A 13,806-nucleotide genomic window follows, 5' to 3' on the forward strand; every position below is an offset into this window, starting at 1 on the left:
CAGGCTCCGAAAGGTCGTCCCGGCCCCGGAGGTAGCGAGGAATGCGGTTGCCGAATAGGCCGCTCCGCTTGGTTCTCGTTCTGGCAATGATCATTTCGGTCTCGGCGCTTACGCCGTCGGCCGGCGCGGCGGGCGCCCCACCGTTCGCGGCGGGCTACGACGACGTCGTCTACGGCGACTTCCTGTACGCGGGCAACGGCGTCCTGCGCTGCCCGCTCGCCGCCGACCACGCACCGACCTCCGGCGCGATCGACACGCCAACGGCGTGCGCGAACACCGCGGACCGCAAGGACACCCTGGCCAACGACGACTTCTTCATGCAGTGGGCGGACGTCGACGCCGACCCCGGCACGTTCGATTCGGCGAGCGCGTCCGTCCGCGTCCCGCCCGGCGCCCGGATCGTCTTCGCCCGGTTGAACTGGGCGGGCAACACGACCGGCACGACGTGCGGCTCCCGCGAGGGAGTCCCGGCGATCCCGCCGCCCGGCAACCCGGCGACGCAGAACGTCCGGCTTTCGGTGGGCAGCGCGAAGCCCGTCGACGTCGCACCGTCGGCGTTCGCCGAAGACGGCCCGTACTACTCCGCGCACGCCGACGTGACCAGCCGGTTCGCGGGCGCGCCGACGGGTGCCCCGCTCGACGTGACCGTCGGCAACGTCTGGGCTCCCCGCGGTTTCGACTGCGCCGGCGGCTGGTCGCTCGTCCTGGTCTACGCGTACCCGGAACGCAATCCGGACTTCGCACCCGACAAGCGCAAGGTCGTCGTCGACGACGGGCACGTCCGCCAGACCGCCGACGCCCCCACCGAAACGACGATCACCGGCTTCCGCGCGGCGGCCGCCGACGCGCACATCGGCGTCACCGCCTACGACGGCGACTGGGGTGGCTCCGGCGACCAGTTCCTGGTCGACGGCACCCCGGCCGCCGAGCCCGCGACCGGCGGGACGTCGAACTTCTTCATTTCCAACGCCGACAACGCCGCCGCTCCGGGAGTGAAGAACAACTTCAGCGTGGACGCCAAGTCGTTCGACGTCGACACCATCCCCGCCGGCGCGACGAGCGCCGAATTCGGGTTCGTCACCAGCGGCGACACCTACCTCGCGCAGAACCTGGCGTTTTCCGTGCCGGTGCCCGAACTCCACGTCGCCGTGCGCCCGGCCCGGCCGAAGGCGCACGCCGGCGAGCCGGTGACGTTCGCCGTCGCCGTGACCAATCCGGGCAGCGTCCCGGCGACCGGGGTGCAAGCCGTCGACGAGGCCGTTCCCGCCTGCGCCAAGGCACTCGGCACGCTCGCCCCGCACCAGACGGCCACCTACGACTGCACCGGCCCGGCCTCGGCCGACGACTTCACGAACACCGTGAAGGCGACCGGCACGAGCGCCCTCGGCGACGCGCTCGACGGCGCCGCGACCGCGGCCGTCGACGTCGTGCACCCGGCTCTGGGCATGACGAAGACCGCCGACAAGCCCGCCTACCGCGCCGGCGACACCGCGACCTTCACGATCAAGGTCACGAACACCGGCGACACCGGGCTTGCCGACCTGCGGGTCACCGACCCGAAGGCGCCGGCGTGCGCCCTCGCCGGGGCTCTCGTGCCAGGCGAGAGCCGCACGACGACGTGCACGGCCAAGACCCCGATCGCCGACGGCGTCAACACCGCGACCGCGACCGCCACCGACGACCTCGGCAAGCAGGTCACGGCCACCGCGGACGCCCCCGCGCCGACGATCGCGCCCGCCGTCGAGGTCACCAAGACCGCCGACCCGCCGGTGATCCACGCGGGCGACGCCGTGACGTTCACCGTCGCGGTCAAGAACACCGGCGACAGCCCACTCGCACCGGTGCGGGTCACCGACGACACGACGACGTCGTGTTCGCGCACGCTCGACGCCCTGGCTCCGGGCGCGACGCAGACGTACACGTGCACGGCCAACCCGTCCACGACGACGACGTCGCAGGTCACCGCCACCGGCACCGACCTGTCGGGACGGACGGTGGCCGCCACCGCGTCGGCGACCGTCACGGTGATCACGCCGGCCCTGACGCTCGCGAAGGACGCGTCCCCGGCCGTCGTGCGCCCCGGCGACCCGGTCACCTTCACGATCACGGTCGCCAACGCCGGCGACGCACCGCTGACCGGCGTCGCCGTCACCGACGACCGCACCCCGGCGTGCGCCAAGGCGATTGGCGCGCTGCCGCCACCGGCCAAGCAGAAGTACACCTGCACCGCGCCGGCCCCGGCGGACGACTTCACCAACACGGCGGCCGCGTCGGGGAAGGACCCGCTCGGCCGCACGGTGAAGGTCACCGACGACGCCGTGGTCGACGTGATCCACCCGGCGGTGGCGCTCGCCGCGCAGGCTTCGCCCGCGGCCGTCCGCGAAGGCGACACGGTCACGTGGACGATCACCGCGTCGAACACCGGCGACGTGCCGCTGACCGGCGTGACGGTCACGGACGACCAGGTCGCGGGATGCGCGAAGCCGCTCGGAACGCTGCCGCCCCAGGGCAAGCAGACGTACACGTGCACAACGCGTGCGGGCGCGACCGGCGTCACCAGCAAGCCGACGGTGACGGGTCTCGACCCGACCGCCCGTCCGGTGACGGCGAGCGCGGAAGCCGCGTTCGCCGTGCAGCACCCGGCCGTGGCGATCACCGCGCAGGTGACGGGCGGGCCCTTCCGCGAAGGCGACGCGGTGCCGCTGCGCATCACGGTGCGCAACGCGGGTGACGTGCCCCTGACCGGTTTGCGGGTCACGGACTCGCCGACACCGGCGCCGGCCGTCCCACGAGCCACCGGACCGCAGGCGCGAGCCACGGGGTGCGCCCAGGTCCTCGACGGCGCCGTCGAGCCAGGCGCCGGCACGACCTACAGCTGCACCCTCACCGCCCCGGCCGACGACGTCACCGCCAAGATCCAGGTCACCGCCACCGCACCGGTCGGCCCGCCGGTCACGGCGGAAGGCACCGCCGCCATCGACGTGATCCACCCGGCCGTCGCGATCACCCGGTCCACGGATCCGAAGACCGTGCGCCCCGGCGACACCGTCACCTCGGCGATCACCGTCACCAACACCGGCGACAGCGTGCTGCACGACGTCTCCGTGGCCGACCCGGGCGCACCGGCATGCGCCAAATCCCTGGGTTCACTCGAACCGCAAGCCACGCAGAACTACAGCTGCACGCAGACCGCAGGCGAAGCCGACTTCACCGCCGTCGCGCAAGTCACCGGTACCGACGCCACGAACCGTCCCGTGACCGCCACCGCCGGGCAACCGGTCCATGTCATCCACCCGGCGATCACCATCACGAACGACGCGACGCCCGCACAGGTCCGGCCAGGCGACACCGTCACGTTCACCCTCGTCGTCACGAACACCGGCGACGTCCCCTTGACCGACGTGTCCATTGCGGACAGTCGCACACCGGCGTGCGCTCAGACCATCGGCACCCTCCCTCCCGGCGCTTCCCAGCACCACTCCTGCACGGTAAACGCCGGCACCGACAATTTCGTGAGCTCCGCCACCGCGAAAGGCACCGATCCGACGAACCGCGAGGTCAACGCCACCGGCGACGCGGCCTACACCGTCATCCACCCCGCGCTGAGCGTCACGCAGGAGATCCACGGCGGCCCGTTCCACCAGGGCGACACCGTGCCCCGCACGATCACCGTCACGAACACCGGCGATGTCCCCCTGACGAACGTCAAGGCCGACCCGTGCGCGAAGACCTTCGACCGCCTCGAAGCCAAGCAGGCGCAGAAGTACGACTGCGCCACGACCGCACCGCAGGACGACGTCGTGAGCACCGCGAAGGCCACGGCTACCGCTCCGATCGGCCCGCCCGTCACCGCCGAGGACGGCGACGGGATCGACGTCATCCACCCGGCCGTGAAGGTCACGCAAGAAGCGAAGCCGGCACAGGTCCGCGCGGGCGACGACGTCACGTTCACGATCACCGTCTCGAACACCGGTGACGTCCCGCTGACCAGCGTGTCCGCGCGGGACGACGAACCGTGCGCGAAAGAAATCGGCACTCTGGCGGCCGGGGAAAAGCGGATCTACACCTGCACCCGAAAAGCACCCGCCGACGACTTCCCGGATACCGTCGAAGTAACCGGAATGGACCCGGCCAATCGCTCCGTGCAATCGACGGCGGAAGCGAAAGTCGACGTCGTCCACCCGGAGATCGCCTTGATGAAGGACGCGACGCCGTACGAAGTCCGCGAAGGCGCGAAGGTCACGTTCTCGATCCTGGTCAAGAACACCGGCGACGTCCCGCTCACCGCCGTGTCCGTCGTGGACGACCACACGGCGTCGTGCGCGCATACCGCAGCGAGCCTGGCCGTGGACGCCGAAATCACCTACACCTGCACGACGATCGCGGGGAAACAGGGCTTCACGGGCAAGGCGACTGTGACCGGCCAAGACCCGACCGGACGTCCGGTGACGGCGTCCGGCGACGCCACCTTCGTCGTGCGAAGCGGCTGAACGGAGTAACGCCGGAGCGTCCGATTGCCGCGAAAATCGTGTCGGTCGTCGAATGCTCGGACCGGGGAATGTGACCAGTGCGTTCGTAGGGTTCTCGCTGTAATCGTTCCGTGATACGTTCTCGCGCCGTGTCCCCCATTGGTGAACGTGGTCGCGTGGTGATGGTGTCACTCAGTGTGCTGCTCGGCGTCTTTTCCGCCGCGACAGGCACCTGGATGGCGACCGCCGAAGGAAACACCGCCGAGCTCGGCGCCGCGGCGCTGGTGCTGCCCGACGCGCCGGCCGGCGCCGGCAGCGGCAGCGGAACCGACCTCGCGGGCGGCAAAGCCCCCGCGCCCCGGCAGGCCTCGACCGAGGCGCCCGCGCCGACGACGGCGTCCAGCGAGGCACCGGCACCGACCGAGACCACGACGACCCCGCCGACCACCTCCGCGGCCGCCCCACCGCCGACCACCAAGGCCGTGGCCCGCGTCGCGCCGTCGACCGCCGCGCAGGTCGTCTCCCTGGTCAACGACGAGCGCGCGCAGGCGGGCTGCAAGCCGCTGACCGAGGAGTCGCACCTCACCAAGGCCGCCCAGGACTACAGCGACGACATGTCGGCCCGCGACTTCTTCTCCCACACCAACCCCGAAGGCGTGACGTTCGACCAGCGCATCAAGATCGCCGGCTACTCGAAGCCGGGCGCGGAGAACATCGCGAAGGGGCAGACGTCCCCGGCTCAGGTCATGGACGCGTGGATGAACTCCGAGGGCCACCGCGCGAACATCCTGAACTGCTCGCTCACCAAGATCGGTGTCGGGTTCACGAAGGCGGGTAACTACTGGGTCCAGGACTTCGGGTACTGAGCTACTGGCTCGGGTTGCTCCAGCGTTCCGCGATCTCGCCGTAGCGGGCCAGCACGGTCGCGCGCAGCTCCGGATCCGTCCGCGGCACCGGTTCGATGAACACCTCGGTGACGTCGTGGAACGACTCGGTCAGCTCGCTCGCGAGCCGGACGCACGTGCGCTCGAGGTCGCCGGCGCTGAGCGAGTCGTCGAAGTCGACGCGGGTGCAGACGAGGACCTGGTCGGTGCCCATCAGCATCGTCTGCAGGTCGACGACCGCCTCGATCTCGGGCGCGGACGAGAGGTGGTCGCGGACGCCGCGGACGATCTCGGGGTTGGCTTGGCGGCCGATGAGCAGGCCGCGGTTCGTCCGCCCGAGCAGGTAGGCGACGCAGGCGAGCAGCACGCCGATGACGATCGACGCGATGCCGTCCCACACCTCCGACCCGGTGAGCTGGTGCAGCCCGATGCCGGCGAACGCCACCACCAGGCCGATCAGGGCGGCGGAGTCCTCGAACAGGACGGTCTTCGGCGCCGGGTCGTCGATCAGCCGCAGGTACGCCCAGAACGACCGGTTCTCGGCCCGCGAATCCCGGCGGGTCTGGCGCACCGCCTGCACCCACGACGTGCCTTCGAGCAGGAAGGCTCCCGCCAGCACGAGGTAGCTGAGGATCGACGTGCTCTGCGCCTCGCCGTGGCCGAAGAGCGTCGAGACGCCTTCGTAGAGCGCGAACATCGAGCCCGACGCGAAGATCGACACGGCGGCCAACAGCGACCAGAAGTAGCGCTCCTTGCCGTAGCCGAAGGGGTGTACGCGATCGGCGGGGCGGTCGGAACGTTTCAACGCCGTCAGCAGCAGGACTTCGGTGAACGTGTCGGCCACCGAGTGCGCGGCTTCGGAGAGCATCGCGCCGGAGCCGGTGATGATGCCCGCGATCAGCTTCATGACGGCGATCGCCAGGTTCACGCCGCCCGCGAGCAGGACGGTCAACGTGCTTTCGCCGCCGGAGCTCCCGTTTTCTTCCTCGGTCACCCTGGTGAGCGTAATGGTCAGAGGCGGCGCAGGCCGTGCAGCACGCGTTCCATCAGCGCCACCGCCGGACGGCCTTCGGTGTTCACGCGCGTGTCGTGGATGGTGATCAGCCCCTGCTCGGCCATGTCGTCGAGCAGCACGCGGGCGACGCCGAGCGGCACGCTGAGCCGGGCCGCGACCTCGGCGACCGAGCGCGGGTGCAGGCACAGCGACCGCACCGAGCGGAACTCGCCGGTCAGCCGGGTGCCGCTCCAGGGCGCGCCGGCCCGGGTCGAGACGAGGGCTTCGATCGCCAGGTGCCGCCGCGACTGCGTGCGGCCGCGCGTCAGGACGTACGGACGGACGAGCGTCCGCTGCGTGGGAAGCTGGCCGGAGGGCTCCATCCGGTACTCGCCGACGGCCGGGATCTCGCGGAGGGCGTGCCGGCCGGTGGTTTCCCCGAACCCGGTTGCCGTGGTCCGCAGGTCCTCGCCCATCCGCGCTGCCCCCTGATTCCGTGATCGTCGAAGTGGCCTCGCTGGCAGCGGTGGCGGCGAGGAAAGCCCAGCTTACGCCCGGTGGAGGGGCTTTTGGCCAAGGTTTGTTTCTGGCCTGATGGGCCATTGCGGTGAATATTGTGAACGTTATTCGCGTAATCGATTTCCGCGTATCACGGAATGAGAAACGGCCCCGGCCGGGAAGTCCCGACCGGGGCCGTGCGTGTTCGCGACGTCCGTCACTCCTGCGCGAGCGACGGCGCTCCGAGGGCGATCGGCTTCGGCTCCGGCTTGCGCTTGACCGCTTCGAGCAGCATCTGCGCGACGTCGACGATCTCGACCTTCTCGCTCGCGCTGCCGTCGGCCTGGCGGGCCGTGAGACCGTCGTTCAGCATCACCTTGCAGAACGGGCAGCCGGTCGCGATCTTCGACGGCGCGGTGCCCAGCGCCTCGTCGACGCGCTCGACGTTGATCCGCTTGCCGATCTTCTCTTCCATCCACATCCGCGCGCCGCCGGCGCCGCAGCACATCGACTTGTCGCCGTGCCGCGGCATCTCGCGCAGCTGCGCGCCCGTCGCGCCGACCAGCTCGCGCGGCGCCTCGTACACCTTGTTGTGGCGGCCGAGGTAGCACGGGTCGTGGTAGGTGACGTCCTCGGCGACCGGCGCCACCGGCACCAGCTGCTTCTCGCGAACCAGGCGGTTCAGCAGCTGCGTGTGGTGCACGACGTCGAACTGGCCGCCCAGCTCCGGGTACTCGTTGGCGAGGGTGTTGAAGCAGTGCGCGCAGGTCACGACGACCTTGCGGGCCTTGCGCTCACGTCCCTCGAACACCGAGTTCAGGATCTCGACGTTCTGCTGCGCCAGCATCTGGAACAGGAACTCGTTGCCGGCGCGGCGGGCCGGGTCACCGGTGCAGGACTCCTCCGAGCCGAGCACGGTGTACTTGACGCCCGCCATGTGCAGCAGCTCCGCGACCGCGCGGGTCGTCTTCTTCGCGCGGTCCTCGAACGCGCCCGCGCAGCCGACCCAGAACAGGTATTCGGTGTCGCCGAGGTCGCCGTCGAACACCGGCACCTCGAAGTCGAGGTCCTCGGTCCAGGCCAGCCGGTCCTTGGCGTTCTGGCCCCACGGGTTGCCCTTGTTCTCCAGGTTCTTGAACATGCCGTTCAGCTCGCTGGGGAACGACGACTCGATCATCACCTGGTAGCGGCGCATGTCGACGATGTGGTCGACGTGCTCGATGTCGACCGGGCACTGCTCGACGCAGGCGCCGCAGCTGGTGCAGGACCACAGGACGTCGGGGTCGATGACGCCGCCGTCATCGCCGATCAGGGCCTTCTGCGACTCGGCGATCGCGAGGACGTCGATCCCGGCGTACATGTTGTCGCCGGACAGGCCGATCTCGTCGCCGGCCATGTCGCGCTTGCCGCCGGCCATCAGGTATGGCGCCTTCGCGTAGGCGTGGTCACGCAGCTGCGTGATGACCAGCTTCGGCGACAGCGGCTTGCCCGTGTTCCACGCGGGGCACTGCTCCTGGCAGCGGCCGCACTCGGTGCACGTCGAGAAGTCCAGCCAGCCCTTCCAGCTGAAGTCCTCGATCTTGCCGACGCCGAAGGTGTCCTCGTCGGGGTCGGCTTCCTCGAGGTCGAGGACCTTGCCGCCGCTCATCATCGGCTTGAGCGCGCCGAGGGCGACGCCGCCGTCGGCCTCGCGCTTGAAGTAGATGTTGAAGAACGCGCTGAAGCGGTGCCACGCGATGCCCATGGTCATCGTCCGCGCGACGACGATCAGCCAGACCGTGGCGCTCATCAGCTTGACGAACGCGAAGACCGTGACCAAGTTCGGGCTGGCCGGCAGCAGCTCGCCGATCGGGTTCGAGACGAAGGCGGCCCAGGTCGGCGTCTCGTGCGCGCCGAGCGCGGCCTTCGCGGCGCGGACGCCGATGATGCCGATGCCCTCGATCAGGACGACGGCCTCGATGAAGTACGCCCACTTGAAGTTGGACCCGGCGAAGCGCGACTGGCGGTCGGCGCGACGCGGGTGGTTGCGCTGGCGGATCGCCATCAGCACCAGGATGCCGACGATCGTGCCGAGCCCGAGCAGCTCCATGAGCAGCTGGAACGGCGGGAAGTCGTCGAGGATCGGCCAGCCCCACGTCGGGACGAAGACCTCGCCGTAGGCCTCGAACAGGGCGAGTGAGCCGAGCAGGAAGCCCCACATGACGAGCCAGTGGGCCGGGCCCACGCTGCGCTTGCGGTTCATCCGCGTGTGCGCGGCGAACTCCTTGATCAGCGTCTTCATGCGCGGCATGAAGGGCCCGTTGCGCGTCGAGTCGGGCTGCCCGAGGCGGATCACCCGCACGAAACGGGCGATCGTCGCGGCGAACATGCCCCAGGCGACGAGGCCGAGCACGACGGAGAGCCCGCCGAGCGTCAGTTGCAGAGCGCCCATCGTTCGGGTGCCTTTCGTCCGGAAAAAACGTGGTGGTGCCGGGAGACTAACCGTCCTTACTGATGAGTAACCCGTTGAGTGGCCCTAAGTCCCACCGATGTGGTGTACGTCGCTCTTTGTTTTGGGACGATCGTTCAGGTACTTTTCACCCTATGGGTGCGTACCTTCTGCTCGCGCTGGCGATCGCCGCCGAGGTCTCCGCGACGATCTCGCTGAAGCTCTCCCAAGGCTTCTCCAAGCTCGGGCCGTCGATCATCGTCGTGCTCGGGTACGCCGTCGCGTTCCTCGTGCTCGCGCGGGTCCTGAAGATGGGGCTGGCGGTCGGGGTCGTGTACGCGATCTGGGCCGCGGCCGGCGTCGCACTGGTGGCGATCGTCGGGGTGGTGTTCTTGAAGGAGCCGATCAACGCGGCGATGATCGCCGGGCTGGCCCTGGTCATCGGCGGTGTCGTGCTCATCGAGATCGGGAGTGCTTCGACGTGAAACTGCAGGTCGACGGCCGGAAGGCACGCGGCGACAAGCGGCGTGCGGAGATCATCGAGGCGACGCTGCGGGTGATCGAGCGCGACGGCGTCGCGGGCGTCACCCACCGGACGGTCGCCGCCGAGGCCGGCGTGCCGACGACGTCCACGACCTACCACTTCTCCTCGCTGGACGACCTGCTCGTGGCGACGCTCATCTCGTGCGCCCGCGACATGGCGACCGAGGTCTACTGGATGATCGACCGGGCTCGTTCCCGGGGTAGTCGTGGCGCTGAAGAGGTCGCGGGCCTGCTGGCGGAGGCGCTGGGGCCGCGGCGCGGGCGGACGATGGCCGAGTACGAGCTGTACCTCCTGGCCGCGCGCAAGCCGGAGCTGCGGCCGGCCGCGCGGCGCTGGCTGGACGTCCTGACGTCGATGGTCCGCCACGACGACGAAGTGGCGTTCCGGGTGTTCCTCGCGGGCATCGACGGGCTGCTCATCCAGGGCCTGATCGACGACGAGCCGCCGTCCGCGGACGAGCTTCGCCCGGTTGTCGACTACCTGCTGAAACCTCGCTGAAACACCCCGGCTCTAGCGTCGGCGCATGACGACGAAGCAGGAAGCCGCCGAAGCCGTCCTCGCCGCCAAGACGCGCCTCGGGCTCAGCTGGGCCCAGCTCGCCGAGACCCTCGACGCCCCGCTCGCGTGGACGACGTCCGCGCTGCTCGGCCAGCACCCCGTGCCGGCCGAACTGGCCGCGAAGGCCGCGCAGGTCCTGGAGCTGGACGCCGACGCCGAAGCCGCGTTGCGGCTGCAGCCCACGCGCGGCGCCCTCGAGAACGTGGTCCCCACCGATCCGACGATCTACCGCTTCTACGAGGTCCTGCAGGTCTACGGGCCGACGATCAAGGAGCTCGTCCACGAGCAGTTCGGCGACGGGATCATGAGCGCGATCAACTTCAAGCTCGACGTCTCGCGGCGCGAAGACCCGGGAGGCGAGCGCGTCGTCGTCACCATGGACGGGAAGTTCCTCAAATATCAGTGGGGCTGAGCGAGCGGTCCGGGCTAGCGTCCGGGCATGCGGATCTTCGGTGACTACGAGCTTGACGACGACCGGGCGCGGCTGGACCTCGACGTGGTGTGGAAGTTCCTGTCGACCGAGGCCTATTGGGGTCGCTGGCGCACGCGCGCGCAGGTCGAGGCCGCGATCGACGGGTCGTGGCGGGTCGTCGGCGCGTACCGCTCAGGCGAGCAGGTCGGTTTCGCCCGGGCGTTCTCGGACGGGGTGTCTTCGGCATACCTGGCCGACGTGTTCGTCGTCGACTCCGCGCGGGGTACTGGTCTCGGCAAGGAGATCGTGCGCGAGATGATCGACAACGGGCCCGGTGCCGGGTTCCGCTGGATGCTGCACACCGCCGACGCGCACGGGCTGTACCGGCAGTTCGGCTTCGGTGAGCACACCAAGGGCCGCTACCTGGAGCGCGAGGGCGTCAACGCGGAGTCGCTGCGCTGAGCTTCAGGAAGGCGTCCCACGATCGGGTGGAGATTTCGAGCGTTCCGCCCGGGCGGTCCTTGGTGTCACGGATCCGCACCACCTGGGCGAGCGCGACCTCCACGCAGTTTTCGTTGGCGCCGCTGTAAGTCGACTTCCGCCAGCGCACGTCAGGCCTCCAGTTCGGCGATCACCTCCCGGAGGTACCGCGCCGAGTCGGGCTCGCTCAGTGCGAGGGAGGCGAGGGTCTTGGCGGCCGCCCGGTAAGCCGCGATCTGATCATCATCGTAGAGGTAGGCGCTGGCCCGGTACTGCTCCAAGAAGACGATCGGAGGCAGGCCGAAGAACTCCAGGATGGTAAAGGAGCCGTGCAGGCCGGGGTGGCCGAACTCGGTCGCGGGCACGATCCGCAGGCCGATGTTCGGGCGGTCCGCCTCGAAGAGCAACCGCCGCAGCTGCTCGGCCATCACCGCCGGGCCGCCGAGCCCCGGCCGGAGGGCGGCCTCCCCGATCAGCACGTTGTACTGCAGCGGGTTGTGCCCCCGAAGCCGCTTCTGCCGCGCGAGCCGGATCTCGGTCCGCCGGTCGATCTCGTCCGGGCCGCGGCCGGGTTCGGTCACGATCCGGCGCACGTACTCGCGGGTCTGCAGCAGGCCGGGCACCAGGTTCGGCTCCCAGCTGAGCATCGCGCTCGCCGTGCGCTCGTATTCGACATAGGCCGACACATCGGCCGGTGCGCCCGGCATCGTCGACTCCAGCCAGTTCGGCTCGCGGGCGTGCTCGGCCAGCTCGAACAGCCGCTCCCGTACGGCCACGTCCACCCGCAGCTGCCCGAGCAGGAGCGCGACCTCCTCGACCTTGGGCACCCGCAGCCCCAGCTCCCAATTGGACAGTTCCGCGGGGTGCACGCCAGTCGCCCTGGCCAGCTGACGCAGCCCGAACCCGCGCTCTTGGCGCGTCTTCCGCAACCCGAACCCCAGCGCTCTCGACCGGGGCGTCGCTATCGGTGGTGACATGACCGCAGTGTGTCATCGGCCACCGACAAAAACGGGCCCGGCACCGTTGCCGATCCGCAACAGCGCCGGGCCCGTCCCCAGCTTCAGCCCTTGTTCTCGTACACCGGCGTGATCACCGCGCGGGCGAGCGTGTGCCCGAACATGTTGAAGCCCAGGAACGCCGGGGTCGCGTCCTCCGGGACGTCCAGCTTGTCGACGTCCAGCGCGTGCACCGCGAAGTAGTAGCGGTGCGGGCCGTGCCCGGGCGGGGGCGCGGCGCCGAGGAACTGCTTGACTCCGCCGTCTCCCTTCAGCGTCACCGCGCCTTCCGGCAGGCCCGACCCGTCGCCCGCGCCGGCGGCCAGCTCCGTCACCGACGCGGGGATGTTGAACACCGCCCAGTGCCAGAAGCCGCTGCCGGTCGGGGCGTCCGGGTCGTAGCACGTCACCGCGAAGCTCTTCGTCTCCGCCGGGAAGCCTTCCCAGGCCAGCTGCGGCGACCGGTCCTCGCCGCCGGCGCCGAAGATGCCGGAGAGGTGGGGCGTGGCGAGGGTTTCGCCGTCGGCGACGTCGTTGCTGCGGAGGGTGAAGGACGGCACGTCGGGCAGGGATTCGTACGGGCCGGGTGCTTGCGGCATGGATCCTCCTGATCACGGAACTGAGCCTGGCGCCAGGTTAGGCCCCTCGACCCGCCCCCGCGTGTCAGGGACGGATCTCAGGGTTCTTTCGGGGGGTTACCCCCATGTGCGCGCCCCTCACCCGGCCATAACGTTCCTCACGCAGAGGAAACAACTGAGGGGAACGACCATGGCGCGCCCGCTTCTGGCTCTGGGTGGCATCGTCCTGATCGGCGTCGGCCTGGCGACCGCGTTCGGCTGGGGCTGGGGATCGGACTTCGAGAACAGCAAGACCCTTTCGGAGACCATCCGCAGCGTGAAGCTGGAAGGCGACTCGGGCTCGGTGAAGATCCGCACCGGCACGGGACCGTCGACGGTGCGCGAAAAAGTCAACTACCACTGGCGCGGCAAGCCGGGCGACACCTTCTACCGCGTCGACGGCGACCAGCTCGTGCTCACCGACTGCGGGACCAACTGCTCGGTCGACTTCGAGGTGGTCGTGCCCGCGGGGGTGCCGGTCACCGGCCGGCTGGACTCGGGCGCCCTGGACGTCGCCGGGGTGGCGAGCGTGGACGTCCAGTCGGACTCCGGGCACGCGCGCGTCGAAGACGTGCCGGGCCTGGTGAAGCTGCGGCTGCAGAGCGGCGGGATCGACCTGTCGGACGTCGGCGAGGTCCAGGTGCACGCCGATTCGGGCAGCATCAAGGCCGAAGGCGTGCGGGGCCCGGTCGACGTGACGTCGTCGAGCGGCAGCGTCGACTTCACGTTGGTGCAGGCGAACAACGTCAAGATCAAGGCCGACAGCGGCAGCGTCGACGTCGAGGTGCCGGGCGGGCCGTACCGCGTCGTCGGCGACAGCGACAGCGGGCGCCGGAACATCGACGTCCCGACCGACGGCTCCGCGCCCAACACACTCGACCTCACGACCGAAAGCGGCAGCGTCACGGTCCGCGCGGCCTGACTTTC

At 69.9% G+C, this 13,806-nt stretch carries 13 protein-coding genes; 7 read left to right on the plus strand and 6 right to left on the minus strand.

What is annotated here, in order from left to right; all coding sequences use genetic code 11:
- The first annotated feature begins 86 nt into the window (after nt 1-86).
- Both ACWEVP_RS07070 and ACWEVP_RS07075 read left to right on the plus strand, forming a co-directional pair.
- Nucleotides 87-4,490 carry a DUF7507 domain-containing protein gene (locus ACWEVP_RS07070; protein ID WP_452061695.1) on the plus strand — a complete coding sequence of 1,468 codons (4,404 nt, stop codon included), beginning with the start codon at nt 87-89 and terminating at the stop codon, nt 4,488-4,490.
- A gap of 155 nt (nt 4,491-4,645) precedes the next feature.
- A complete protein-coding gene (locus ACWEVP_RS07075) occupies nt 4,646-5,335 on the plus strand; it encodes a CAP domain-containing protein (protein WP_452061696.1) in 690 nt (229 codons plus the stop codon).
- Between the two features lies 1 nt (nt 5,336).
- On the opposite strand, the gene ACWEVP_RS07080 is transcribed toward ACWEVP_RS07075, so the two are convergent.
- From ACWEVP_RS07080 to ACWEVP_RS07090, 3 genes are all read right to left on the minus strand, one after another.
- A complete protein-coding gene (locus tag ACWEVP_RS07080) occupies nt 5,337-6,347 on the minus strand; it encodes a cation diffusion facilitator family transporter (protein ID WP_452061697.1) in 1,011 nt (336 codons plus the stop codon).
- A 17-nt stretch (nt 6,348-6,364) separates the two neighbouring features.
- Nucleotides 6,365-6,823, minus strand: coding sequence for a DUF742 domain-containing protein (locus ACWEVP_RS07085; protein ID WP_452061698.1), 459 nt, complete (start codon nt 6,821-6,823; stop codon nt 6,365-6,367).
- Between the two features lie 239 nt (nt 6,824-7,062).
- Entirely contained in the window at nt 7,063-9,276 is a 2,214-nt protein-coding gene (locus tag ACWEVP_RS07090; RefSeq protein WP_452061699.1) for a (Fe-S)-binding protein, read from the minus strand.
- Between the two features lie 152 nt (nt 9,277-9,428).
- Between ACWEVP_RS07090 and ACWEVP_RS07095 the strand changes: the two genes are divergently transcribed.
- Genes ACWEVP_RS07095 through ACWEVP_RS07110 form a run of 4 tightly spaced genes read left to right on the plus strand, consistent with a single transcriptional unit; the run spans nt 9,429 to nt 11,249 of the window.
- Nucleotides 9,429-9,758: a DMT family transporter gene (locus ACWEVP_RS07095; RefSeq protein WP_452061700.1), complete on the plus strand. Its 330-nt coding sequence runs from the start codon at nt 9,429-9,431 to the stop codon at nt 9,756-9,758.
- Complete coding sequence (locus ACWEVP_RS07100; RefSeq protein ID WP_372667386.1) at nt 9,755-10,315, plus strand: TetR/AcrR family transcriptional regulator; 561 nt, start codon at nt 9,755-9,757, stop codon at nt 10,313-10,315. The genes ACWEVP_RS07095 and ACWEVP_RS07100 overlap by 4 nt, the downstream gene beginning before the upstream one ends.
- 25 nt (nt 10,316-10,340) lie before the next feature.
- Complete coding sequence (gene cynS, locus ACWEVP_RS07105; RefSeq protein ID WP_452061701.1) at nt 10,341-10,787, plus strand: cyanase; 447 nt, start codon at nt 10,341-10,343, stop codon at nt 10,785-10,787.
- Nucleotides 10,788-10,814: 27 nt separating this feature from the next.
- Nucleotides 10,815-11,249, plus strand: a complete 435-nt coding sequence (locus tag ACWEVP_RS07110) for a GNAT family N-acetyltransferase (RefSeq protein WP_452061702.1) — start codon at nt 10,815-10,817, stop codon at nt 11,247-11,249.
- Here ACWEVP_RS07110 and ACWEVP_RS07115 read toward each other — a convergent pair.
- The 3 genes from ACWEVP_RS07115 to ACWEVP_RS07125 form a co-directional block, all read right to left on the minus strand.
- A complete protein-coding gene (locus tag ACWEVP_RS07115; protein ID WP_452061703.1) occupies nt 11,227-11,397 on the minus strand; it encodes a DUF397 domain-containing protein in 171 nt (56 codons plus the stop codon). The two genes, ACWEVP_RS07110 and ACWEVP_RS07115, sit on opposite strands and share 23 nt — an antisense overlap.
- 1 nt (nt 11,398) lies before the next feature.
- Nucleotides 11,399-12,244 (minus strand): helix-turn-helix domain-containing protein, encoded by an 846-nt coding sequence (locus ACWEVP_RS07120; RefSeq protein ID WP_452061704.1) that lies wholly within the window; start codon nt 12,242-12,244, stop codon nt 11,399-11,401.
- An 83-nt stretch (nt 12,245-12,327) separates the two neighbouring features.
- Nucleotides 12,328-12,861 carry a YbhB/YbcL family Raf kinase inhibitor-like protein gene (locus tag ACWEVP_RS07125; RefSeq protein ID WP_452061705.1) on the minus strand — a complete coding sequence of 178 codons (534 nt, stop codon included), beginning with the start codon at nt 12,859-12,861 and terminating at the stop codon, nt 12,328-12,330.
- A 169-nt stretch (nt 12,862-13,030) separates the two neighbouring features.
- On the opposite strand from ACWEVP_RS07125, the gene ACWEVP_RS07130 reads away from it, so the two are divergent.
- Nucleotides 13,031-13,801, plus strand: coding sequence for a DUF4097 family beta strand repeat-containing protein (locus ACWEVP_RS07130; RefSeq protein WP_452061706.1), 771 nt, complete (start codon nt 13,031-13,033; stop codon nt 13,799-13,801).
- The last annotated feature ends 5 nt before the right edge of the window (nt 13,802-13,806 follow it).

The organism is Amycolatopsis sp. NPDC003865 (genome assembly GCF_053605345.1).